Here is a 21,918-nt window from a genome sequence, read left to right on the forward strand (position 1 = left end):
TTAGAACGTTAAAACAAACTTCTTTGTTCTTTGATTCACAAAGAAAAACACTGAAAAACAGCGAAATGGATTGAAATTTCTTGAAATATTCGTTAGAATTAAACAGGTATAAAAATTGTTATAGTTTGCTTTCTGAAATGAGGTGCAGGATGTTTCCTGAAAAAATTGAACAAGTCTTTACATTGAACGTGGAAGCTATCCAACTGCTTCAAAATGCACTGGATACTTCTTTTTTAGACGCGTATATTGAAAACGCTGAGAATTTGATTGACAATCATCAAGTGCGAGTAATTGATGGGCAGCCAGATAAACAGACGACCCAAAGATTGATGGAGATTTATCAGCAAATAAAAGAAACGCATCTAGAACCAGAAGAATGGCGAAAGTTAAGTCAGCTTTTACTCCTAAAAGGAAGTAAAGAAGAGCATTTGCAGCCGAATCATCAGTTAACACCCGATAGCATTGGTTATCTGTTTGTCTATCTGATTGAACAGTTATTTCCCGACAAAAAAGAACCTGTTGCATTATTAGATATTGCTTCTGGTATGGGGAATTTATTGCTGACGAGTGTCTTGAACTTACAGCTTGCCGAGTATGAAGCGTCAGGCATAGGTGTAGATATTGATGAGACATTACTATCTATTGCAGCTTCAACAAGTGAATTGGCTGAGGCAAAAGTTCAGTTCTTCCATCAAGATGGTTTGCAGGATTTATTGATTGAGCCAGTAGATGTAGCGATGAGCGACTTGCCTATTGGGTATTATCCAAATGATCAAAAAGCCGCTGAGTTTTTAACTGGTGCAAAAGAAGGACACAGCTACGCTCATCATTTATTAATGGAGCAAGCAATGAAATACGTGAAAGAATCAGGCTTTGGGCTATTTTTATTACCAACGAACTTTTTAGAAACAGAGCAAAGTGCGTATGTAAAAAAATGGATTACGAGTCAAGTCTATCTTCAAGGCATTATTCAATTGCCAGATGACCTCTTCAAAACCAAAGACTCACGAAAAAGTATCATCCTTCTTCAGAAAAAAGGAGAAGATGCAAAGCAAGTAGACGAAGTGCTACTGGCAAAAGTTGCCTCTTTAAAAGATACCGAAACAATAAAAGAATTCTTTAAGCAATTTGAAAACTGGAAAAACAAAAATTTGTAAATATAAATAAAGGGAGATTATTATGTCGAAAACAATTGCAATCAATGCAGGAAGTTCAAGTTTGAAATGGCAGCTATATCAAATGCCAGCTGAGGATGTTATCGCAAAAGGAATCGTTGAACGTATTGGTTTGAAGGATTCTATTTTTACAATCAAATATGGAGATGATCAAAAATTTGAACAAATTATTGACATTGATGACCATGAAATTGCTGTAAAAATGTTGCTAGATCAATTAATTGATTTAAAAATTCTAGGCTCTTATGATGAAATTACAGGTGTTGGTCACCGTGTAGTTGCAGGGGGAGAATACTTCAAGGATTCAACAGTTATTGAAGGCGATGTTTTAGAAAAAATTGAAGAATTAGCGGACTTAGCACCACTACACAATCCTGCAAATGCAATGGGAATCAAAGCATTCAAGAAAATTTTACCAGATATTATCAGCGTAGCTGTGTTTGATACAGCATTCCACACAACTATGCCAAAACATAATTTCTTATACAGCATTCCAACTGAATATTATGAAAAATTCTCTGCACGTAAATATGGTGCACATGGAACAAGCCATCAATATGTTTCACAACGTGCCGCGCAATTACTTGGACGTCCAATTGAAGAACTAAAAATCATCACTTGCCACTTAGGAAACGGTGCGTCAATTACAGCCGTTGATGGCGGAAAATCTGTGGATACATCAATGGGCTTCACACCATTAGCTGGTGTAACCATGGGGACTCGTTCTGGTGATATTGACCCTTCATTATTACCTTATTTAATGAAAAAATTGGGCCTAACTGATATTCAAGATATGATTAACATTCTAAACAAAGAATCTGGATTATTGGGTCTAACAGGTTTATCAAGTGATATGCGTGACCTTGAAGCAAATCTAGATAAACCAGAAGTTCAAACTGCATATGATGTATTTACTGACCGTATCCGTAAATATATCGGAAGTTACGTTACAGTAATGAATGGCGTAGATGCAATCGTCTTTACTGCTGGTATTGGTGAAAATGACGCACATGTACGTAGCGAAGTAATCAATAACATGTCTTGGTTTGGTTGTGAAATCGATCCTGAGAAAAATACTATACGTGGACAAGAAGTTGAGATTTCAACAGCTGACTCAAAAGTAAAAGTATTATTAATTCCTACAGATGAAGAGTTGGTTATCGCACGTGACGTAGAACGTTTACGTAAATAAAAAATTGATAAGGTTATATCACATGAAAAAAGAGAGCTTTAAGGCTGTCTTTTTTCTTTTACAAAAGTTTTTTGTCAGATGGTATTTTTTTAGATGATAGAGAGGAGAGATATTATGCAAGATTTATCTATTTTAATGGAACAGGGACTACTAAATGTCCGAACAAGTGCACTAGTAAAATGTGGAGAACACTATCTCATTCATAAAGAAGTGCAGGATGATTTTTGGTGTCTTGTTGGTGGACGAGTAAAATTTGGTGAGGACAGCTGGTTAGCTGTAAAACGAGAGTTTTTAGAAGAGCTGGACTATGAAATCGTGCAACCCCAAAATCTGATTTTTCACGTTGAACAATTTTTCTCTCATGAAAATATAAACTATCACGAATTAAACTATGGATACTTTATTGAACTCGACACACAGGAAATTGAGAGCCAAATACGACAGGAAGAAGGAAAAACATTTATTTACGAATGGAAGACAGCCGAAGAAATCCAAGAATTAACTTTATATCCTGAAATTGCAGCTGAGATGATTCACAACCAGAAATTTGAATTTCAGCATGTGATTTAAGTAAGAGAATAGGGCTGAATAAGATAAAAAGACGAAGGTGGGACATAACTAATGAAGTTATGTCCCACCTTCGTAAAATCTTAATAAAGGTTGGAGAAGCAACTCATCTCCGCTACGTTTCGCTCTCAACAATCTCTAAAAGCGGAACGTTTTAAGAATTGAAGGTCTCCACTGCGTTTGTCTCTCAACAACTTCTATAATAAGAAATTTCCCCACACATTATTCATTACCCATTGAATTAGATACCACAGGATAAATAATTATTTCTTAATTGAGTCTTTTCCATTACAAGATATGGCTAAAGTAGACCATCGAATAGATATTTGTATACCAGTAGTGAACTATTTTCTCGAGAACAATGGTTCATTACTGGTATTATTATGAAACAAGGTTCTATTAAAATAGAGCTTATAAAGTCATTATGCTATGGAGCGACTTTGTTCTATACTATTTTTTTAAGAAAGAATGAACCATCCCACTAAAAAATAGACTCCTAATAGTAAAAAATTAAGGATTAAAAACCATTTTACGAAGACTATTTTTATTTTTGGGTAATAAAGAGAAAAAATATTAAATCCTATTAAATTTGCTAAAGATGCAATCAAAGTGCCCAAGCCGCCTATATTGGTTCCCAATAATAGAGGATCTCCATTTCTGGAAAACGGAGCAAGCAAAATACTCGCCGGAACATTGCTGATCAGCTGACTGATTAATGCTGAACTTACATATGTGCTCATCTTAGTTTGGACAAGTTGCTCAATAAATGATTTTATCCATTGCGAATTAATTAAGTCTCCAACTATCAAAAAGAAACCTATAAAGGTTGCAAGTAAAGGGTAGTCTACTTCTGTTAATGTTTTTTTATCTATAAATAACAAGCAAGTTATACCAAATAAAACTAGTAATGGACTAGTAATAATATGTAAAACATAAGCAATCATAATTAAAAAAACGGTTGTGGTAATTATCAATTTTCCTGTTGAGCTATTCTTATGACTAGTTAATGTATCGTCAATGGACAATTCTTGATTACTAATAAATAAACATAAAATTGTCAGAAAAAGTAGAGATGGAATAAGTAAAGGAAATAATATTGAAAAAAATTCAATCAAAGTATATTTATAATATGAGAACAAGTAAATATTTTGTGGGTTTCCAAAAGGCATCATGGTGCTACCTAAATTGGCTGCGACTATCAATAAGATGGATCCAAGAATAGGGGAGGTCTTTTTTGGTATTCTTCTTATAATAGAAAGATAGATTGGCATTAATGTAATGATTGCTACGTCATTTGTGAGAAACATAGCTGAGAAAAAGGATAACAAGACCATATTAAGTGTAAGTTTTCTAACAGTTGAAGAATGTTTTGCTAGAAAATTGGCTACTCCATTGAGGACACCTAGATGTTCAAAACTTTTTATTGTACTCATTAGCCCAAACAGTGATAAAATCACTTTCATATCAATAAATTCGAATGTCCATCCCCAAATTATTCCGCAAAAAAAAGTAAGAATAGCTACTACTAAAAATACTTTGTCTTCAACAAATTTTTTTAAAATAGGCAAATATATTTCCTCTTTTCAATTAATCTTTTTTAACAAGTGTCCGTGATAATTTATTTTAAGTTAAACAGATCTAAAAAGATAGTTTTACTTTATGAATGCACATTTTTTTAACTACATTCGTGAGTTTAAAAAATTTTATATGAATGTAAGAGGTTGGTCTAACTAAAGGGGCTTTCTGTTGTAATTGACCGATTTCATTTAAACTAGTTAGTTAGAAGCTCATTGAACGTTACTAGAATTAGAACAGTGAATTACATTGAGGCCAAACAAATAAGCAACGAAAACCAACTGGATTTCGTTGCTTAAAGGCGCTAAATTTTACGCATCCACATCATTTTACTTAGAGCCATTATTCCTTGGTATCTTCGGGAATTTTATTTTCTAAATCTGTACGAACGACTAACACATCACAACTTGCATTTCGGATGACATATTCAGAGACAGATCCAATGAATAACCGTTCTACTGCGTTAAGCCCTGTTGCACCTAACATAATTAAGTCTACTTTATGATCTTCAGGAATTTCTTTTGCAATAATCGGTTTTGGTGAACCATATTCAATAACCTGTGTTAAATGTTTAACCCCATGATCTTTTGCGTATGTTTCATAGTCAGCTAAAGTTTGTTTGGCCATTTCGGTGGCTTGTTCAGCGAGCATTCCGTCAAAAGAAGAAACTGTTTGAAAAGCTCGAGTATCGATTACGTGAGCAAGCACCAATTCTGCATCATTTCGGTTTGCAACGTTTACGGCCTTTTTAAATGCCAATTCTGCTTCACTTGAACCATCTACGGCTACCATAATCTTTGTATATTGTTGTAACATACTACCCACTCCTTCTCAAATACCTGCTTATTTGTTTACACCTTAATTGTAAAGCAAAACGCAAAAAAAGAAAATCATTTCGCTAATTTGAAGAAGACATTTTTTGAGCGAATAAAATACTAAAAACTGCGGCAAGACTTAAAAGGGCAATTAAAAAAAGGAGTGCATAAACTCGGTCGTTTAGACTAGCAACAACAATGCCAACCACTCCGAGAAATAGATAAATATAACCAAATTGGGATAAAAAGGATTTGTTTTCTTCTTCATCAGGAATTAAAACTAAAAATACCTCTTGTTTTTTTAATAAATAAAATCCAACGATTAATAATAATAATGCCACAAGTCCAATTAAAATTTGAATCATTAAAGCTCCTCCATTTAATAGAAAAAAGCAACTTGCCCAAAAGCAAATTGCTTCATTCAAAAGAATGGGTAATATCCGTTAATGCCGTTACTCGTCCTGTAGTATTGATCCCGCAAATTCAAGCAGGTGGGTTCCACGGTCTAAGTATTGAACTACCAAATGAAAAGGCGTGTTACCAACTTTGACACAAGACAGATCCCAATATATCAATAAAAATGTTCGGTCAACACACAAAGAGGACAACTCGCACATCACAGATTTCCCATCTCTATAGTAGCACATGAAAATAAAAAGAGCAACGAGATTACCTCATAAAAAGAAAGCGTAATCATTAAAAATAAGAAATAGAAAAATTTTAAAAAACTAAAAAAATGAAAATAATTCGTTAGTTATCTGACTCAGTAAGTGGTGCAGTTTGTCGATTTTTCTTCTTCCATTCTTGAATTCGCTGATATTGCTGGCCAAGCGCCTGTTCATATTTTCCTGTCGATTTAGGTTTGTAGTAATGGGCATTTTTCAGTTTGTTTGGTAAATATTGCTGATTGACCCATGCATCTTCATACCCATGTGGATAGAGATAGCCAACCCCGCGATTTAACTCCTTTGCCCCTTTGTAATGGCTGTCACGTAAATGATCAGGTACATCTCCGGCTTTACCTATACGAATATCTGAGATGGCTTCATCTAGTGCGACATAAGCCGCATTCGATTTTGGTGATAAGCACAAATCGACGACAGTATCTGCCAGAGGAATTCTTGCCTCAGGGAGACCTAAGCGTTCGGCAGCAAGAACTGCATTCACCGTGCGTGCTGCAGCAGCAGGATTTGCAAGTCCAATATCTTCATAGCCGATGACCATGAGTCGGCGACAAATGATAGCCAAATCGCCTGCTTCAACTAGACGACCTAAATAATGAAGCGCTGCATCTACATCGCTTCCGCGAATCGATTTTTGAAAGGCAGAAATGACGTCGTAGTGAGCATCGCCATCTTTATCATGTGTGAGCGCTTTTCTTTGTACACATTCTTCAATTACTGAAAGAGTCAATAAAATGGTTCCTTCATCGTTTGCTGGTGTTGATTTGACTGCAAGCTCCAATCCGTTCAAAGCACTCCGCAAATCTCCATTGGTTGCTCGGGATAAATGAAGCAGTGCCTTTTCTTCTAATTGAACGGGGTACGTACCTAACCCTCTTTCTTTATCATGAAGGGCAGATTCGACTGCTTTTTTTATATCTTCTTCTGTTAAAGGCTTTACTTCAAAAATTTGTGTTCGACTTCTTATGGCTGGATTAATCGTAATGTAAGGATTTTCGGTTGTTGCACCAATCATGATAATCCGACCACTTTCTAAGTGCGGCAGTAAAAAATCTTGTTTTGTTTTATCGAGTCTGTGGACTTCATCTAATAGTAAAATTACTGTCCCGCTCATTTTTGCTTCTTCAGCAACAATTTGTAAATCTTTTTTTGTATCAGTTGCCGCATTTAACATGCGAAAGGCATATTGAGTAGAGCCAGCAATAGCACTAGCTATACTGGTTTTTCCAGTACCTGGAGGCCCATATAAAATCATAGATGAAAGCATGGAGGCTTCAACCATTCGGCGGATAATTTTTCCTTCTCCAACAAGATGCTGTTGGCCTACGACTTCGTCTAAGTTTCTAGGTCGCATACGGTAGGCTAAAGGCTGTTGCATAAAATCCCTCCCTTAATAAAAATCATTAGACTAAGTATAGCATGTTTCGTTAAAAAAAGAGGAAGTTTCAGCCTTACAACTAGAGTTTTCATGGCGTCTCTGTCAATAATTGTGTATGATAAGAGGGGTGAAGAATATGGAAGAAATGATTCAGTTTTTTGAAACAAAAACAACAGAAGAAATTGCAGAATACTTGTTAGGCATGTATTTAGTTCATGAAACATCTGATGGTCTTCTCGCGGGCTATATTGTTGATGCAGAGGCGTATCTAGGGCCAGATGATGAAGCTGCCCATAGCTTTGGGCTAAGAAAAACTCCTCGATTAGCAGCGATGTATCAGAAACCAGGAACGATTTATTTATACACGATGCACACACACTTACTGTTGAATATTGTGACCCAGCCTGAGGGCGTGCCACAAGGAGTGATGATTCGGGGGCTGCAGCCTGTTGAAGGAATAGAAAAAATGCAAGAAAACCGTGGAGGAAAAACGACAGCAGACATTAGTAATGGGCCAGGAAAATTAGTTGCTGCGTTAGGAATTACAAAGGATTCATATGGTCAATCTATTTTTGACAGCACACTGCATTTAGCGCCGGAAAAAAGAATTTATCCCAAGAAAATCGAGAGACTGCCTAGAATCGGTATCCCTAATAAAGGGATTTGGACGCAAAAACCATTACGCTATGTTGTCGCAGGAAATCCCTATATCTCTTTACAACGAAAAAATAAAATTGATGAAGTCAACTTTGGCTGGAGGACAGATAAATGAAAAAGCAAACAATGTTAACCTATTTAGATGAACGAATTAGTAAAAAAATAACGGAGTATGATGTTGCTATCGACTGGGATAAAGCAAACCATACAATTGAAGTCATTGTTCGTTTATTCGGAGAGAATAAGAGTCTGGTGGAAATTGATGATGCACAAGGAGTGGCATCTGAAGAAGAGATTATTGAATTTGAAGATGGCATTTTATTCTACAACCCGCAAAAATCAACAATTTCAGAGGAAGATTTTCTAGCAGTAATTCCTTACGAAGGAAAAAAAGGAATCAGCCGCGCAATGGTAGACGGATTCGTGGACTATTTAAATGAAGTATTGGACCAAGGACAAAGTGATTTGCTAGATTTTTTAGCAGATGACAGTGAAGAAGCAATTTTTGAATTAGTGTGGAAAAATGAAGACTTGCTGAAACATATGGAAGCTTATCAAGAAAAAGATGGGGACGAGTATTTATCATACCCCAGCTATTAAAGGAGAAAACAGATGAAGTGGAATGAAGTAAAAGTAGAGACTGCTAGTGAAGCAGTTGAAGCTGTTTCCAATATTATGATGGAAGCAGGAGCAAGCGGCGTTGCTATTGAAGATGCGCTGGATGTAGAGAATTTTAAAAGTGATGCATATGGTGAACTTCTCGACAAGGAGAATTTCACATATATAGAAGAAGGTGCCCTTGTTATGGCTTACTTTCCAGAAACTACCTTTTTACCAGAAATTTTACCTTTTATTAAAGACAGCATTTCGGCACTCCCAGAATTTGGGTTGGCAATTGGGAAAAATGAACTGACGGTAAGTGAAGTAGCAGAGAGTGATTGGGCGACAGCTTGGAAAAAATATTATCATCCAGTAAGAATTACTCGCTTTTTAACGATTGTTCCTAGTTGGGAAGCCTACGAACAACGTGATGAATTAGAAAAAATTATTACTTTGGATCCAGGGATGGCTTTTGGAACAGGGACACATCCAACCACTCGTTTAACGCTGCAAGCATTAGAAACCGTCTTGCGTGGCGGAGAAACTGTAGTAGATGTTGGAACAGGTTCAGGCGTGTTAAGTATCGCTAGCAAACATTTTGGGGCAAAAGATGTCTTTGCTTATGATTTAGATGAGGTTGCTGTAAGGGCAGCCAAAGAAAATATGGATATGAATCCTGTCGCAGCAGATGTAAATGTCGCTGCTAATGATTTATTACAAGGCATTGATTTGCAGGCGGATGTAATTGTTGCTAATATTTTGGCAGACATTATTTTATTGATGATACCAGACGCATGGCGCGTGTTAAAGCCAGAGGGAACACTAATTGTTTCTGGGATTATTGAAGAGAAAAAACAACTAGTCATTGATGCGATGGAACAACAAGGATTTGTCGTAGATCAAGTTTTCCAGCAAAAAGACTGGTATGCCATTGTGTTGAAAAAGTCTGAGGAAGTGTAATATGCAGCGATACTTTGTAGAGACAGACTATTCTGGAGAAACACTATTTGAAATTCAAGGAGAAAATTATCATCACATGGTTCGGGTGATGCGTATGAAGTCCGAGGACCAAGTATACCTTGTTTTTAAAAATCAGATAGCCGTGATTGCGGAAATCGCAGAAATTACAGAGGACACCGTTTTTTTAAACGAACGTCAAAAGGAAATCGGACAAAAAGAGCTGCCTAGTCATTTAACGATTGCAAGTGGCTATCCTAAAGGGGATAAGCTGGAGTGGATTGTGCAAAAAGGAACAGAATTAGGTGCCCATGAATTTATTGGTTTCCCAGCAGATGCCTCTGTAGTGAAATGGGACGGAAAAAAACTCAGTAAGAAACAGCAACGGCTGGAAAAGATTGCTAAAGAAGCTGCCGAACAATCCCATAGACACGTTGCGCCAACGATTCAATTATTTGAACAAAAACAAGACTTTTATCACTATATAAAAGAATTCGATGTTCTGCTGGTTGCTTATGAAGAATCAGCAAAAAAAGGGGAACAATCCAACTTGTCAAAAGCACTTCAAGAAATACCAAAAGGAAGCCGAGTACTGGCTATTTTTGGACCAGAAGGAGGACTTTCTCCAAAGGAAATTTCAATATTTGAGCAAAGAGATGCGATTGTCTGTGGGCTGGGACCAAGAATTTTGCGAACAGAAACAGCGCCGTTATATTTACTAAGTGCAGCAAGCTACCAGTGGGAAATGCTGTAAGTAAAAAATAAGAAAAAACATACTAAGATTAGTGGGGAATGTATTTCATCGAATACATTCCCCACTAATTTCTATTTCTATTGGACAGAAGCAGTTGGCTCTGAGAATGTGCATCATCGAAAGTGAAACGATTTTAGAATTGAAGGCTTCGGAAATAGGCTAAACACTTCTTTCCCAATCTCAATCTTTTTTGTTACAGTTTGAAGGATGTGCTCGAGAAAAAAAGTGACATAGAGGACAAGGAGTTGATTGATTTTTCTTTTTTACTTTTTAAATTTTTTCTCCTGATATAGAATGGATGGATTTAATAGAGAAATCAATTTTTTTATTTATCTTAAAAGAATCGTTGAACTTCTTCATATTTAGGTTTGATAGAATTGAAAAATCATGTAATTCTTTGTATAATGAGAACAATCATCATTTAATAAAGAAACTGAAAATTGACTGTTTCAATTTTTAGAGTGGACATAAACTGGGACATGAAATTCAAGGAATGATGTCTCAGCTTATTTCGTTTATAAGGAGGGATGTAAGCCATGCCGAAAGAAAAAATATTAACAGGACCGGGTGTTATGGGGATTGTTGCTCAATATATGGGCCCAACCCACGTAGCTTTTGTCCAAAAAGCTTGTGATTATGCGACTCAGGCTCATGAAGGGCAAGTCCGTAAATCGGGGGAGCCATATATTATTCATCCTATCCAAGTTGCAGGGATTCTTGCTGAATTGAGAATGGATCCTCATACAGTGGCTACAGGATTTTTACATGATGTAGTTGAAGATACTGATGTTACCCTAGAAGACTTGGCAGAAGTCTTTGGAAAAGATGTTGCCATGCTAGTAGATGGCGTGACAAAACTAGGGAAAATTAAATACAAATCTCACGAAGAGCAATTAGCAGAGAATCATCGTAAAATGCTGTTAGCTATGGCACAGGATTTACGGGTCATCATGGTGAAACTTGCTGACCGTCTACACAACATGCGTACGTTAAAACATTTACGTGAGGATAAACAGCGTAGAATTGCTCAGGAAACCATGGAAATCTATGCACCGCTGGCTCATCGTTTAGGGATTAGCCGTATTAAATGGGAGCTTGAGGATACCGCTTTACGTTATCTCAATCCAAAACAGTATTATCGAATTGTTCACCTAATGCAGACCAAGCGTGAAGAACGGGTTGCTTATGTCTCAGAGACGGTAGAAGAAATTCGACTAGCAACCGAAGAGCTTGAAATTTATGCTGAAATTTATGGACGTCCGAAACATATCTATTCTATTTATCGAAAAATGAAGGATCAAAAAAAGCAATTTGATGAAATCTATGATTTATTAGCTATTCGTGTGATTGTGGATTCAATCAAAGATTGTTATGCAGTTTTAGGCGCGATTCATACGAAATGGAAGCCAATGCCAGGACGTTTTAAAGACTATATTGCAATGCCAAAAGCCAATATGTATCAATCCTTGCATACGACAGTGATTGGACCGAAGGGAAATCCTGTAGAAATCCAAATTCGAACGCACGAAATGCATCAAATAGCTGAGTTTGGGGTGGCTGCACATTGGGCGTATAAAGAAGGAAAAACAGAAAAAACTGAACCAGATGGTATGACCAAGCAGTTAAGCTGGTTCCATGAAATTATCGAGTTACAAGATGAGAGCTATGATGCTTCTGAGTTTATGGAAGGAGTAAAAGGCGACATCTTTAGTGACAAGGTTTATGTGTTTACGCCAAAAGGGGATGTAACGGAGCTTCCGAAAGGATCAGGACCTCTTGATTTTGCCTACAGTATTCATACGGATGTGGGGAATAAAACAACCGGGGCAAAAGTAAACGGAAAAATGGTTCAGCTGGATTATAAACTGAAGAATGGTGACATTATTGTTATCTTAACTTCACCGAATTCCTTTGGTCCAAGTCGTGACTGGTTAAAAATGGTTGCAACTAGTAAGGCAAAAAATAAAATTAAGCGTTTCTTCAAGGTTCAGGATAGGGAAGAAAATATTGTTCGAGGGCATGATGCAGTAACTAAGTGTCTGAATGAACTAGGATTTATGCCAAAAGAATTTTTAAGCAAAGCCAAAATTAATGAAGCACTGGAGCGATTCAATTATCAAACCGAAGATGACTTATATGCCGCAGTCGGCTACGGTGAGATGAGCGCGTTGACATTAACCAATCGTTTAACTGAAAAAGAACGACGTGAACGTGAAAAAGAAAAGCAAAAACAGGAAGCTGATGATATTTTAAATCAATCAGTGAAAAAAGAGCCTGAAAAAATGAAAGTTCGTCATGAAGGCGGAATCGTCATTCAAGGGGTAGAAAACTTATTGATTCGAATTAGCCGGTGCTGTAACCCAGTTCCTGGCGATGAGATTGTTGGGTATATTACAAAAGGGCGTGGGATTTCTATTCACCGTGCAGACTGTACGAATGTTCAAAGCAAGGAAGATTTAGCTGAACGTCTCATAGAAGTAGAATGGGAAGATTCGAGTAATACAAAAAAAGAGTATGACGCAGATTTGGAAATTTACGGCTACAATCGATCAGGTTTATTAAATGATGTGCTGCAAACCATTAATTCAATGACGAAAAATTTGGTTAGTGTAGAGGCTAAAACAACAAAAAATAAAATGGCTACGATTCATGTAACATTAGGTATCCAAAATTTGACGCATCTAAAGACAATTGTCGATAAAATCAAAATGGTGCCAGATGTATATAGCGTTCGTAGAACAAATGGATAGGAGCGAAAACAAATGCGTGCAGTTATTCAACGTGTAAGTCAAGCTGAGGTTCAAGTAAATGGACATTCTATTGGGAAAATTGGCAAAGGATTTATGATTCTATTAGGTATTCATGAAACAGATACGACAGAGGACGTTGAATATCTTGTTCGAAAAATTTCTCTGCTGCGTGTATTTGAAGATAAGGAAGGGAAGATGAACTTAAGTATTTCCGATATAGGTGGAAGTATCTTGAGTGTGTCTCAATTCACTCTATTTGCAGATACACGAAAAGGAAATCGTCCTAGTTTCATTCAGGCAGCACGTCCAGAACAAGCCATTCCTTTATATGAAGCCTTTAATAATGGGCTGAAGCGAAAAGGAATTCCTGTTTCTACAGGCGAATTTGGAGCAGATATGGATGTTGTATTAACCAACGATGGACCAGTTACTATTATTATTGACTCTAAAGAAAAATAAAAATAAAGGACTGAGGAGCAAAAGACAGCCTCAGTCCTTTTTTTGAAAAGGAGTGCCTATGAACTATATTCGATCAATCCAGCTTTCTTCTGAAACAGTGGGGAATCCTAATCTCTATCCTTACAATGTTTTTAGAGGGAAAACAGGGGAACATTTTCTTTTAGACACGATTACTATGTTTTACGGAGGCAATGGTTCTGGAAAGTCGACGCTACTGAATCTTTTAGCTTTAAAGCTAGGGATAAAAGGCGCTGAAATGCCACATTTTTCTAAGTTTGTTAATCAGTATCTTTTAGAATTGAAGGTTTTTTTTGAAGAAGTAGAAGAGGGACCTTATTTACGAACACTTTCTGAAGATTCCTATTATATAAAGAGTGAAGATATCTTATACGAAATCAAGAAAATCCAGCAAGAAGCTATTTTAGCTGAGGGATATCTTTATAAGAAAAAGCAGTTGGGGATGACAAACGAGCAAATAAAAAAACATAAAAATTCCTACCAGATGAAACAGCAGATAGAAAGAATCTTATTTGCTCAGGAAAAATATTCAAACGGTGAGACCGCCATGCAGGTGTTTGAAGAGTATATTGTACCGGGTGGGCTCTATTTACTTGATGAGCCAGAAGCGTCTCTTTCACCGAAAAAACAACTAGAACTGGCAGCAAAAATTACCGAGGCAGCCCGATTTTTTGATTGTCAATTTTTAATTTCAACACATTCACCTCTTCTTCTTGGTGAATTAGAAGGGACCATTTATGATATGGATCAGAAAAATATGCTACCTAAAAAATGGACCGAGTTAGAAAATATACGAGTAATGGCGGAGTTTTTTTCTGAAAATTGGAAAGCTTTTTAACCTGCAAAGAAGAAAAAGTGAACGTTTGAATGAAGAGCAAGTACCAGTGAATCGAGTACTAATGGAAAGATAAGGCTGCTAAGTTGTTGATAAGTATTTATTCAAAAGGGATTATTAAACAGGAAAAATAGTTACTTGTATTAAAAAATTTTAAAGATAAATGCTCTTTTTTTTGTTATGATGGATAAACAAGAATGGGGGGATAAGATGAGTGAGTCAAAGCTGACGAAAAAAGTAATAGGGGATGCATTAATGGATTTCTGCGAAGAAAAAAGTTTTACAAAAATCAGCATCCAAGATTTGACGAAAAAAGTGGGATTAAATCGCCAGACCTTCTATTATCATTTTTCTGATAAACATGATTTATTACGTTGGGTATATTTTGAGCATTCATTGTGCTATTTAAAATCCGAAAACTTATCTCTAGAAAACTGGGAAGAACAAGCCTTGAAAATGTTAAAGGCCATGAAAGAAAAAAGCACTTTCTACTTAAATACAGTGACTGCTGATCCTGAAATTTTAATGAATGAGTTTTCAGAAATTACGCAGGAATTATTTATCTCTTTATTTAATCAGATGGATGAGGAAAAACAACTGTCGGAAAAGGATAAATATTTTTATGCACGATTTTTCTCTTATGGGTGTAGCGGCGTGCTAACAAATTGGATTTTAGAAGGTTATCAAGAGAGCCCATTAGAAATTGCAACACAGCTCTTTCGTTTAGCACAGGATATAGAATTCTTTTCTTATCGATTGTATTCACAAAATGAAACCTAAATCGTTTTATATTTTTAGGGATAACAACTATGGGAGGGTTCGACATGAAAAAGGTGTTATTTGTTTGTTTGGGAAATATCTGTCGGTCACCAATGGCTGAGGCAATAATGAGACATGAGTTGAGTATCCGTCATCTAGAGACTAGTTTTTTAGTAGATTCTGCTGCAACAAGTCACTGGGAAGTTGGAAGTAAGCCGCATAGAGGTACGCAAAAAATATTAAGCGAGCATGGAATTGATTGTTCGACAATACGCGCAAGACAAATCACGCAGCAAGACTTCCTAGATTCAGACATTATTATAGGCATGGATAAAAATAATATAAAGGATTTGCTTGCAATAGCACCAAATGAAACGAAGGATAAAATTCACTTATTTATGAGCGCTGTCCCTGAAAAAGAAACACTCGAGGTACCTGATCCTTATTATACGGGAGATTTTGAAGAGACTTATCGACTTGTTTCTGAAGGAGTTAATGAATGGTTACGATTGTTATTTTAAAAAGAAATTCATAACTGAATTCTATGAAAATGCTGTTAGAAATGATTGGTTGGGAACATGTTTTCTTGTATTTTTCTTAAAAATTAGGTAGAATGGTAATTATCAGAACATCTGTTTTTACTACTTAAGGAGGCGATTACAATGGAGAAAAAGAAAGCTTCAACAATGAAGAAACTTACCAAGTTGGTCTCGACGACTTCTCAAAGCTTTTTGGATGCTTTTATCAATGACTCTGGTGATCAGCGTGTACAAAAACAGATAACGGCAGATATCGTCAAGAAGCTACAAAAAGCGGCCGCACAAAAAAGTTTGGTTGTTCTTCAAATTCAGGAGGAACCAAGCAATCCAAAAACAAAGGTAATTTCTGGCTGGATTGCGACAAAAACTGTTGGAAAAGATACAGTTGTATTAAAAGACCAGTCGCAAGAACAACAAATGCATATGGTTTCAATTTCACAGATAAAAAAAGTGAGTGTTCTGTCACCAAAAGGGTCACAAGAACGCATGACAAAATAGAGAAGAAAAGTTGAGGTGAGGACAGAAGTGTACAGCTACGAGAAATAAGATGGAGTTACTTCTGTTCCCGCCTTTTATTAAGCTTTTACGAGGGTGGACTATAACTTAAATAGCTATAGTCCACCCTCACTTTTTTTATAGGAATAATTAATAGAAGATAAAGGGAGAACTTCTTTCATTTCACTAAACTTCGGTGCCTTCTTTTTCTGTTTGACGATATCTATCCCATCCCCACCAATGAGGTGTGAGATCAATTAAACGGATGGTTTTTCGTTTTTTATAATCTAGCATGATTTCCGTTTCTTTGTTCTCAGGAGAGAGCTGTAAAAGCAATTCTCTGCATCCTCCGCAAGGCATGCCAGAAATCCCCTCAGGAACGTCCTCTCGAAAAGTAATAATTCGCTTGATAACTGTTTGGCCACTTGCTGCATACATATTTAATGCAGCAACCCTCTCAGCACACAAATCTAATACACCACAACAACTTTCAAAACAAAAACCGGTATAAATTTGTCCATCCAAAGCTTCTAAAGCACAAACAACATGGTGGGCATGTATAAACGGACTCACATCTGTTGGATGATATTCGACTTTTGCTTGCTCATATAATTTTGTCCAAATATCCATAAGTTTCATTTTCCTTTCCAATGCTTCATTTTCGCTTAGTATAACAAAGAGAAGGATAAAATTGAACAAGAAAAAAGATCTGTTAGAAGGTGGAAGAATTAAACATAAAAATTTTTTCATAATCAATAGAAATTTTAAAAGATAGAACTAACATACTGTCTTTATTATTTATAATGAGTGTGATAAAGGGGTGTTAAATTTAAAGTTTTATAGAAGGAAACGTAAGTACAGGTAGTACATAACTAGGGAAAAGCAAAGAGGAAATAGAATATTGAATACTCTTTCAAGTGCCTCTGAAACTTTGGATGCTTTTGGGGAATGAGAGCGCTATTTTTGTAGTGAAGAAATGGGAGAGCTAAATACATATTAAAAAATAGTAATAAAGGAGGAAAAAGATGAGCATTGATATGTATGTTTCTTCTTCGCAGAATCAAGCAACGAGTGTCAGTAAAAAGTGTAGGGAACAGATCCAAAGCTATCAGTCCTTACAAAAAGCAATTTCACAATTTACGTTGACGACAAATTTAAAAGGAGCAGCGTATGATTCTGCGAAAGCGTACTTTGCCAATGTATTGTATCCATTGGCAGCTTCTATCAGAAACGGTTGAAAAGGCAGTCAGCGCATTCCCTGAAGAGTACCTATCACAAGTAGACAGTATAGATTTAAAGCAGTCAGAATTAGAAGAACAAATTCGTAAAGTCAATCGATTACTAAATGAAGCTAGAGAGATTCGGACACAACTAATGTCTACCACAACGGGAGAGACCCCACTGTTTCAGCTAGCATACAACCTGATGGTCATCGGCATGTACACGGACGTTAAGAAAAAGTTAGAAGAAAAGTTACGAAAATTATTGTTATTTGATGCGCGCTCTACACTGATATTCTTAGAAATAGATAGTTTAAGAAAAGCAGTAGCCAAAGGAATAGCACAGACAAAGACCACCTGGAATGGGGCAACAGGCACGTTCACCGTTCCTAATGATTTATCGTGGAAAACGACGATTCAGGAAAAATGGGTTCAATATGATAATCATCAAAAAGGAATAAACCCAGAAAAAAACGAAGAATTAGCTAACTACAATGTCTATGTGATTATCTATCCAGATATGGATGGAAATCCTAAGATTTTATGGCAGATAGAAGACAAAGAAACCGGATATGGTGTGACTAATCCTGAACTGTATCGCTATTTATCGGAAGTGGGTCCCGCTTTAGATTCTAATTTAGTACAAATAATGACCTATGAGGCATTTGAAAAAAAAGTCAAAGACGGTTGGCGTAATAGAACGAATTACATCACAGGGGAAAGCTATGATGGTATTTTAGGCGGGGTGGTTTATACATCACAACAGGTAGAAGATATCTCTACATGGCTAGACGAATCCGAAATGGGAGGTGCTCTTCAAACGCTAGGCTTTGCCTATGCGTCTTATCGATTGACAACGACGAGTGACATAAAACAAGTGGAAAATGATACAATGAGGGAGAATTATGAGTCTAGCGAGGTGTTCTCGGGCAATAAGAATGGAAAAAATTATATACTAGATAAAAGTAAGAATACAGGAAATGCAAGTTATAAGAAGGACAGTGGGGCAGGTGGATTGGGTCCGGGAAATATTGGGAACTTTAGTAATTTACAAGGTTCTAGTGTAGATGATAGTCTAATCTAGTATCTGGAGAATTTCAATCTACCCGGAATATAGAGATATAATAGTATTCATATTCTGATTCAACTACAAAAAATAGAAGCAAGGAGAATCTAAATGGATTGGCTAAGTATTTTAAAAGATTCAAAAAAAGTAAGAATGAAAAATTAGAAGCAGTAGGTTATATAAGAGATGTTTTAGATTATGGTGACGAACCAGATGATAAGGCTATAGAAATCATTAACAATTTAGCTGTTCAAGTTACATTACAAGATGATAATGAGATTAATGAATCAATACTAAATGCAATGCTAGAAGGTTCGAAGGCTCCAGATGTTGAAAAATCAATTAATTTAACCCCACTCATTAACCACTTAAATAAGTTTAATGATGAATGTTTGAGTTATATATTAAGCATGCTTGGATATTCAGGAAATGTGAAATACAAAAAAATTATTGAATCATACAAAGATAATTTTAAGTTAGAAGAAGATGTTGAAGAAGCATTGTTAGAACTGGATTATAGAATAAAAAAAGGCTCTATCACTCGACAGGAGTGGAGAAAATAGAACCTTGATAGTAAGGAATAATCTCACGAATCAAGTTGCTAATAGCAAACAAAAAGCTAGCTGTATTTATTGGGAAAATTCAATATTGAAAAAAGAAACGATTAAATTTTGTCGTTTCTTTTTTACTTTTGTAGTTAATTTCTTCCAAAGCTTAAGGGGGATGATGTTCTAAAGATAAGAGTCACAAAAAGTGTGTTTTATATAGTGGACTAAGAAGTTATCCCCTCAAATATTTTAATGGAAACAGTAGAAACAAAAAGCCCGCCAGAGGGTAGCTGGCGGGTAAGGAGTAAAAAAATGAAAAAGTGTTTTGTTAGGGTTGTTTGTTGGTATGTGTATACTATACCGAGAAAAAGTGAAAAAATTGTGATGAAAGTGTAGTAAAAAAAGAAAGAAACGCATAGTTTTTATTACGCAAAAAAAGTATCCGCACGTACATAAAAAAAGGAGCCCGCCAGAGGGTAGCTGGCAGGCAAGGAGTAAAAAAATGAAAAAGTGTTTTGTTAGGGTTGTTTGTTGGTATGTGTATACTATACCGAGAAAAAGTGAAAAAATTGTGATGAAAGTGTAGTAAAAAAAGGAAAGAAACGCATAGTTTTTATTACACAAAAAAGAGAAATATCCGCATGTACATAAAAAAAGGAGCCCACCAGAGGGTAGCTGGCGGGCAAGGAGTAAAAAAATGAAAAAGTGTTTTGTTAGGGTTGTTTGTTGGTATGTGTATACTATACCGAGAAAAAGTGAAAAAATTGTGATGAAAGTGTAGTAAAAAAAGGAAAGAAACGCATAGTTTTTATTACGCAAAAAAGAGAAATATCCGCATGTACATAAAAAAAGGAGCCTGTCAGAGGGTAGCTGACAGGCAAGGAGTTAAAAATGAAAAAGTGTTTTGTTAGGGTTGTTTGTTGGTATGTGTATACAATACCGAGAAAAAGTGAAAAAATTGTGATGAAAGTGTAGTGAAAAAAGGAAAGAAACGCATAGTTTTTATTACGCAAAAAAGAGAAGTATCCCAACGTACATAAAAAAGAGCCTGTCAGAGGGTAGCTGACAGGCAAGGAGTTAAAAATGAAAAAGTGTTTTGTTAGGGTTGTTTGTTGGTATGCTTATATAATACTCATGATGTGTGAAGATTTTGTGATGAAAGTTCTCTAAAGCTGTAAAGAATAGTTAAGAGATTCTTATGATAATAAAAGGGTCAAAAGAGCTCAGTTTATTTACGAAGCCATCAACTCCAACTTATTACAGATTCAATAAATATTTTTTTCAGTATATAAGTTACGTAGTTTCTGATATAGAGAAATTAATTCACTTTCGCTTGATGAATGATCCCAAAAATAGACAGGTAGTTCAGGGTGCTCTTGCTTTAATAAAAGAGAAGAGCTAATAACTAAATCATAATCATCATTCTTACTTGTGTTGTAGGGCTCAGCTTGAACAAATTTTAAATCATCCAAAAACTGATATAATCCTTTCACTAGAAGAAAATTATGTTCCATAGCTAAACTAACCTGAAGTTTTTTAGAGTATTTGACACGATCATAATAAGGAAGTAAAACATTTGCATACGTTTTTGAAATTTCTGGAAGCACTTCATCTGTGATAAATTGAAATTCAGGATCTTTTCGAACGAAGCTGAAAAACTGGTCGATTTTATCTTGAAACTCTTGATTAGAGTGTGCTTGCATCTGTGGCTGAACGACAAGTCCATGAATTGATGGATAAACTTGACGAAATACGTAAAAGCTGAATCCAACATTTAAAAGGTTCCCTAAGATAAGAGGACTATCTAATAATTCAGGCTCTGCTTTAAAAAATTGTTTTCGCACATAATCAAGAAATTCACGCGTCAAGCTGTAGACTGGATTTAGTCGAGTAGAAAAGTCTAAAAGTGTTTGTTGTAAGCTTTCATCATCTTCTAATGTATAAAAAGGAGCAAAATGTGCGAGAAAGAAAATAAAACTACTTTCACCTTTTATTTGTTTAGGTGTCAAGGGAATATCTAGTAAGGCTTCGATCTCATGAAAATCATAATAAGAATTCTTTTGTAAAAGAAAATCGTAATGTTTATCATACTTTGCAAATTTATTTCTAGGAAGGCGTGAAAGAATAATTCCAGCAAAAAACTTAAGTTCTAGTCGTCCCAAATAAGTCCGACTTAAGGGGAAATATTTTGCGCAGGCATCTGCGAATTGTTCTGCTTTTTCTTCTGACACTTTGAGTGGCCAATACATACCACGTGTTCCCAACCAAACTAAAATAAACAAAGCGATGCGAATAATTCGTTCGTCTCCTACCAAACCTGCGTCTGTATATGTAAGTCGAAGATGGAATTGGTGCAAATAAGCTTTAAACTTAGCTATTTTTCTTGAAACAGTGGAGCGGCTAACATAATATTTTTCACAAAATTTGTCCACATTAGGTTCAGGTTCATTTAAAAAATAGAGCATAAACTGAAAAGGAACCGAATGGGTTAATAAAAAGTAGCGATATTCATCAATGGTGCTACTGATGTTGAATGAGTTTATTTTTCCAGCGCCTATTAAGATAGAGACATGGTTTTCGTGCAATTCTTCTAAATCCCTGTCAATTTCAGCCAAATCAATCATTGTCTGTTGATAATTTAAATCCATTTCTTCAGCAAGGTGAGTGACAGGATAGTGATCATTATTTAGACGAGTTAGCGTTTTAAATAAATTAAATTTAATTAATGTAGATGAATCCATGATTAATTCTTCGTATAACATGCTTTATGTCCCTCCTTAGTTGCATTGTACCTTTTTTCACGTAGAATGTCAGTTTATAACGTAATTCTAAAAGAGCTTTCTCATGCTCTACCAGAGAAAAATTCCTTTTAAACA

Annotated in this window: 22 protein-coding genes and 1 other RNA gene; 16 read left to right on the forward strand and 7 right to left on the reverse strand. The window is 35.8% G+C overall.

Annotated features, from left to right (window positions below):
* The first annotated feature begins 149 nt into the window (after positions 1-149).
* From I589_RS00370 to I589_RS00380, 3 genes are all read left to right on the forward strand, one after another.
* On the forward strand, positions 150-1,157 hold the full coding sequence (locus tag I589_RS00370; RefSeq protein ID WP_010770132.1) for a class I SAM-dependent methyltransferase: 1,008 nt from the start codon (positions 150-152) through the stop codon (positions 1,155-1,157).
* A 22-nt stretch (positions 1,158-1,179) separates the two neighbouring features.
* Positions 1,180-2,367, forward strand: a complete 1,188-nt coding sequence (locus tag I589_RS00375) for an acetate/propionate family kinase (protein WP_010770131.1) — start codon at positions 1,180-1,182, stop codon at positions 2,365-2,367.
* A gap of 114 nt (positions 2,368-2,481) precedes the next feature.
* Positions 2,482-2,937, forward strand: a complete 456-nt coding sequence (locus tag I589_RS00380; RefSeq protein ID WP_010770130.1) for an NUDIX hydrolase — start codon at positions 2,482-2,484, stop codon at positions 2,935-2,937.
* Between the two features lie 455 nt (positions 2,938-3,392).
* On the opposite strand, the gene I589_RS00385 is transcribed toward I589_RS00380, so the two are convergent.
* The 5 genes from I589_RS00385 to I589_RS00400 all read right to left on the reverse strand — a co-directional run bounded on the left by I589_RS00385 (position 3,393) and on the right by I589_RS00400 (position 7,385).
* Positions 3,393-4,502, reverse strand: coding sequence for an SLC13 family permease (locus I589_RS00385; RefSeq protein ID WP_010770129.1), 1,110 nt, complete (start codon positions 4,500-4,502; stop codon positions 3,393-3,395).
* Between the two features lie 349 nt (positions 4,503-4,851).
* On the reverse strand, positions 4,852-5,325 hold the full coding sequence (locus tag I589_RS00390) for a universal stress protein (protein WP_010770128.1): 474 nt from the start codon (positions 5,323-5,325) through the stop codon (positions 4,852-4,854).
* 82 nt (positions 5,326-5,407) lie between these two features.
* The gene (locus I589_RS00395) at positions 5,408-5,689 is read right to left on the reverse strand and encodes a hypothetical protein (protein ID WP_010770127.1); all 282 of its coding nucleotides are present in this window, start codon (positions 5,687-5,689) and stop codon (positions 5,408-5,410) included.
* 68 nt (positions 5,690-5,757) lie between these two features.
* Positions 5,758-5,952, reverse strand: a non-coding RNA gene (gene ssrS, locus I589_RS17985) — 6S RNA.
* A gap of 122 nt (positions 5,953-6,074) precedes the next feature.
* Positions 6,075-7,385, reverse strand: a complete 1,311-nt coding sequence (locus I589_RS00400; protein ID WP_010770126.1) for a replication-associated recombination protein A — start codon at positions 7,383-7,385, stop codon at positions 6,075-6,077.
* Positions 7,386-7,521: 136 nt separating this feature from the next.
* On the opposite strand from I589_RS00400, the gene I589_RS00405 reads away from it, so the two are divergent.
* From I589_RS00405 to I589_RS00450, 10 genes are all read left to right on the forward strand, one after another.
* On the forward strand, positions 7,522-8,157 hold the full coding sequence (locus I589_RS00405; RefSeq protein ID WP_010770125.1) for a DNA-3-methyladenine glycosylase: 636 nt from the start codon (positions 7,522-7,524) through the stop codon (positions 8,155-8,157).
* Positions 8,154-8,642 carry a DUF3013 family protein gene (locus I589_RS00410; protein WP_010770124.1) on the forward strand — a complete coding sequence of 163 codons (489 nt, stop codon included), beginning with the start codon at positions 8,154-8,156 and terminating at the stop codon, positions 8,640-8,642. Before I589_RS00405 ends, I589_RS00410 begins: the two co-directional genes overlap by 4 nt.
* A 12-nt stretch (positions 8,643-8,654) precedes the next feature.
* Positions 8,655-9,602, forward strand: coding sequence for a 50S ribosomal protein L11 methyltransferase (gene prmA / locus I589_RS00415; protein ID WP_010770123.1), 948 nt, complete (start codon positions 8,655-8,657; stop codon positions 9,600-9,602).
* Position 9,603: 1 nt separating this feature from the next.
* Positions 9,604-10,353 (forward strand): 16S rRNA (uracil(1498)-N(3))-methyltransferase, encoded by a 750-nt coding sequence (locus I589_RS00420; protein ID WP_010770122.1) that lies wholly within the window; start codon positions 9,604-9,606, stop codon positions 10,351-10,353.
* 536 nt (positions 10,354-10,889) lie between these two features.
* The gene (locus I589_RS00425; protein ID WP_010770121.1) at positions 10,890-13,103 is read left to right on the forward strand and encodes a RelA/SpoT family protein; all 2,214 of its coding nucleotides are present in this window, start codon (positions 10,890-10,892) and stop codon (positions 13,101-13,103) included.
* Positions 13,104-13,115: 12 nt separating this feature from the next.
* Entirely contained in the window at positions 13,116-13,562 is a 447-nt protein-coding gene (dtd, locus tag I589_RS00430) for a D-aminoacyl-tRNA deacylase (RefSeq protein ID WP_010770120.1), read from the forward strand.
* 58 nt (positions 13,563-13,620) lie between these two features.
* Complete coding sequence (locus tag I589_RS00435) at positions 13,621-14,418, forward strand: AAA family ATPase (protein ID WP_010770119.1); 798 nt, start codon at positions 13,621-13,623, stop codon at positions 14,416-14,418.
* Between the two features lie 207 nt (positions 14,419-14,625).
* Positions 14,626-15,195, forward strand: coding sequence for a TetR/AcrR family transcriptional regulator (locus tag I589_RS00440; protein WP_010770118.1), 570 nt, complete (start codon positions 14,626-14,628; stop codon positions 15,193-15,195).
* 44 nt (positions 15,196-15,239) lie between these two features.
* Positions 15,240-15,695, forward strand: a complete 456-nt coding sequence (locus I589_RS00445) for a low molecular weight protein-tyrosine-phosphatase (protein ID WP_010770117.1) — start codon at positions 15,240-15,242, stop codon at positions 15,693-15,695.
* A 141-nt stretch (positions 15,696-15,836) separates the two neighbouring features.
* A complete protein-coding gene (locus I589_RS00450; protein ID WP_010770116.1) occupies positions 15,837-16,211 on the forward strand; it encodes a hypothetical protein in 375 nt (124 codons plus the stop codon).
* Between the two features lie 183 nt (positions 16,212-16,394).
* Here the strand turns inward: I589_RS00450 and I589_RS00455 are convergent, their stop codons facing one another.
* Positions 16,395-16,838, reverse strand: coding sequence for a cytidine deaminase family protein (locus I589_RS00455; protein ID WP_010770115.1), 444 nt, complete (start codon positions 16,836-16,838; stop codon positions 16,395-16,397).
* A gap of 395 nt (positions 16,839-17,233) precedes the next feature.
* On the opposite strand from I589_RS00455, the gene I589_RS17685 reads away from it, so the two are divergent.
* The 3 genes from I589_RS17685 to I589_RS00465 all read left to right on the forward strand — a co-directional run bounded on the left by I589_RS17685 (position 17,234) and on the right by I589_RS00465 (position 19,057).
* Positions 17,234-17,446, forward strand: coding sequence for a T7SS effector LXG polymorphic toxin (locus tag I589_RS17685; RefSeq protein WP_051100934.1), 213 nt, complete (start codon positions 17,234-17,236; stop codon positions 17,444-17,446).
* Positions 17,379-18,512, forward strand: coding sequence for a hypothetical protein (locus I589_RS17690; protein ID WP_010770114.1), 1,134 nt, complete (start codon positions 17,379-17,381; stop codon positions 18,510-18,512). Before I589_RS17685 ends, I589_RS17690 begins: the two co-directional genes overlap by 68 nt.
* A gap of 98 nt (positions 18,513-18,610) precedes the next feature.
* The gene (locus I589_RS00465) at positions 18,611-19,057 is read left to right on the forward strand and encodes a hypothetical protein (RefSeq protein WP_010770113.1); all 447 of its coding nucleotides are present in this window, start codon (positions 18,611-18,613) and stop codon (positions 19,055-19,057) included.
* Between the two features lie 1,250 nt (positions 19,058-20,307).
* On the opposite strand, the gene I589_RS00470 is transcribed toward I589_RS00465, so the two are convergent.
* Entirely contained in the window at positions 20,308-21,804 is a 1,497-nt protein-coding gene (locus I589_RS00470; RefSeq protein WP_010770111.1) for a helix-turn-helix domain-containing protein, read from the reverse strand.
* Positions 21,805-21,918: the final 114 nt, after the last annotated feature.

This window comes from Enterococcus phoeniculicola ATCC BAA-412 (genome assembly GCF_000407505.1).
GTDB lineage: Bacteria > Bacillota > Bacilli > Lactobacillales > Enterococcaceae > Enterococcus_K > Enterococcus_K phoeniculicola.

Excerpts from the sequence above, each read along its gene's own strand:
- I589_RS00405 (WP_010770125.1), top strand. The coding sequence starts at position 7,522 with ATGGAAGAAATGATTCAGTTTTTTGAAACAAAAACAACAGAAGAAATT.
- I589_RS00420 (WP_010770122.1), top strand. The coding sequence starts at position 9,604 with ATGCAGCGATACTTTGTAGAGACAGACTATTCTGGAGAAACACTATTT.
- I589_RS00370 (WP_010770132.1), top strand. The coding sequence starts at position 150 with ATGTTTCCTGAAAAAATTGAACAAGTCTTTACATTGAACGTGGAAGCT.
- I589_RS00440 (WP_010770118.1), top strand. The coding sequence starts at position 14,626 with ATGAGTGAGTCAAAGCTGACGAAAAAAGTAATAGGGGATGCATTAATG.
- dtd (WP_010770120.1), top strand. The coding sequence starts at position 13,116 with ATGCGTGCAGTTATTCAACGTGTAAGTCAAGCTGAGGTTCAAGTAAAT.
- I589_RS00375 (WP_010770131.1), top strand. The coding sequence starts at position 1,180 with ATGTCGAAAACAATTGCAATCAATGCAGGAAGTTCAAGTTTGAAATGG.
- I589_RS00450 (WP_010770116.1), top strand. The coding sequence starts at position 15,837 with ATGGAGAAAAAGAAAGCTTCAACAATGAAGAAACTTACCAAGTTGGTC.
- I589_RS17690 (WP_010770114.1), top strand. The coding sequence starts at position 17,379 with ATGATTCTGCGAAAGCGTACTTTGCCAATGTATTGTATCCATTGGCAG.
- I589_RS00410 (WP_010770124.1), top strand. The coding sequence starts at position 8,154 with ATGAAAAAGCAAACAATGTTAACCTATTTAGATGAACGAATTAGTAAA.
- I589_RS17685 (WP_051100934.1), top strand. The coding sequence starts at position 17,234 with ATGAGCATTGATATGTATGTTTCTTCTTCGCAGAATCAAGCAACGAGT.
- I589_RS00445 (WP_010770117.1), top strand. The coding sequence starts at position 15,240 with ATGAAAAAGGTGTTATTTGTTTGTTTGGGAAATATCTGTCGGTCACCA.
- I589_RS00455 (WP_010770115.1), bottom strand. The coding sequence starts at position 16,838 with ATGGATATTTGGACAAAATTATATGAGCAAGCAAAAGTCGAATATCAT.
- I589_RS00435 (WP_010770119.1), top strand. The coding sequence starts at position 13,621 with ATGAACTATATTCGATCAATCCAGCTTTCTTCTGAAACAGTGGGGAAT.
- I589_RS00395 (WP_010770127.1), bottom strand. The coding sequence starts at position 5,689 with ATGATTCAAATTTTAATTGGACTTGTGGCATTATTATTATTAATCGTT.
- I589_RS00400 (WP_010770126.1), bottom strand. The coding sequence starts at position 7,385 with ATGCAACAGCCTTTAGCCTACCGTATGCGACCTAGAAACTTAGACGAA.
- prmA (WP_010770123.1), top strand. The coding sequence starts at position 8,655 with ATGAAGTGGAATGAAGTAAAAGTAGAGACTGCTAGTGAAGCAGTTGAA.
- I589_RS00470 (WP_010770111.1), bottom strand. The coding sequence starts at position 21,804 with ATGTTATACGAAGAATTAATCATGGATTCATCTACATTAATTAAATTT.
- I589_RS00380 (WP_010770130.1), top strand. The coding sequence starts at position 2,482 with ATGCAAGATTTATCTATTTTAATGGAACAGGGACTACTAAATGTCCGA.
- I589_RS00425 (WP_010770121.1), top strand. The coding sequence starts at position 10,890 with ATGCCGAAAGAAAAAATATTAACAGGACCGGGTGTTATGGGGATTGTT.
- I589_RS00390 (WP_010770128.1), bottom strand. The coding sequence starts at position 5,325 with ATGTTACAACAATATACAAAGATTATGGTAGCCGTAGATGGTTCAAGT.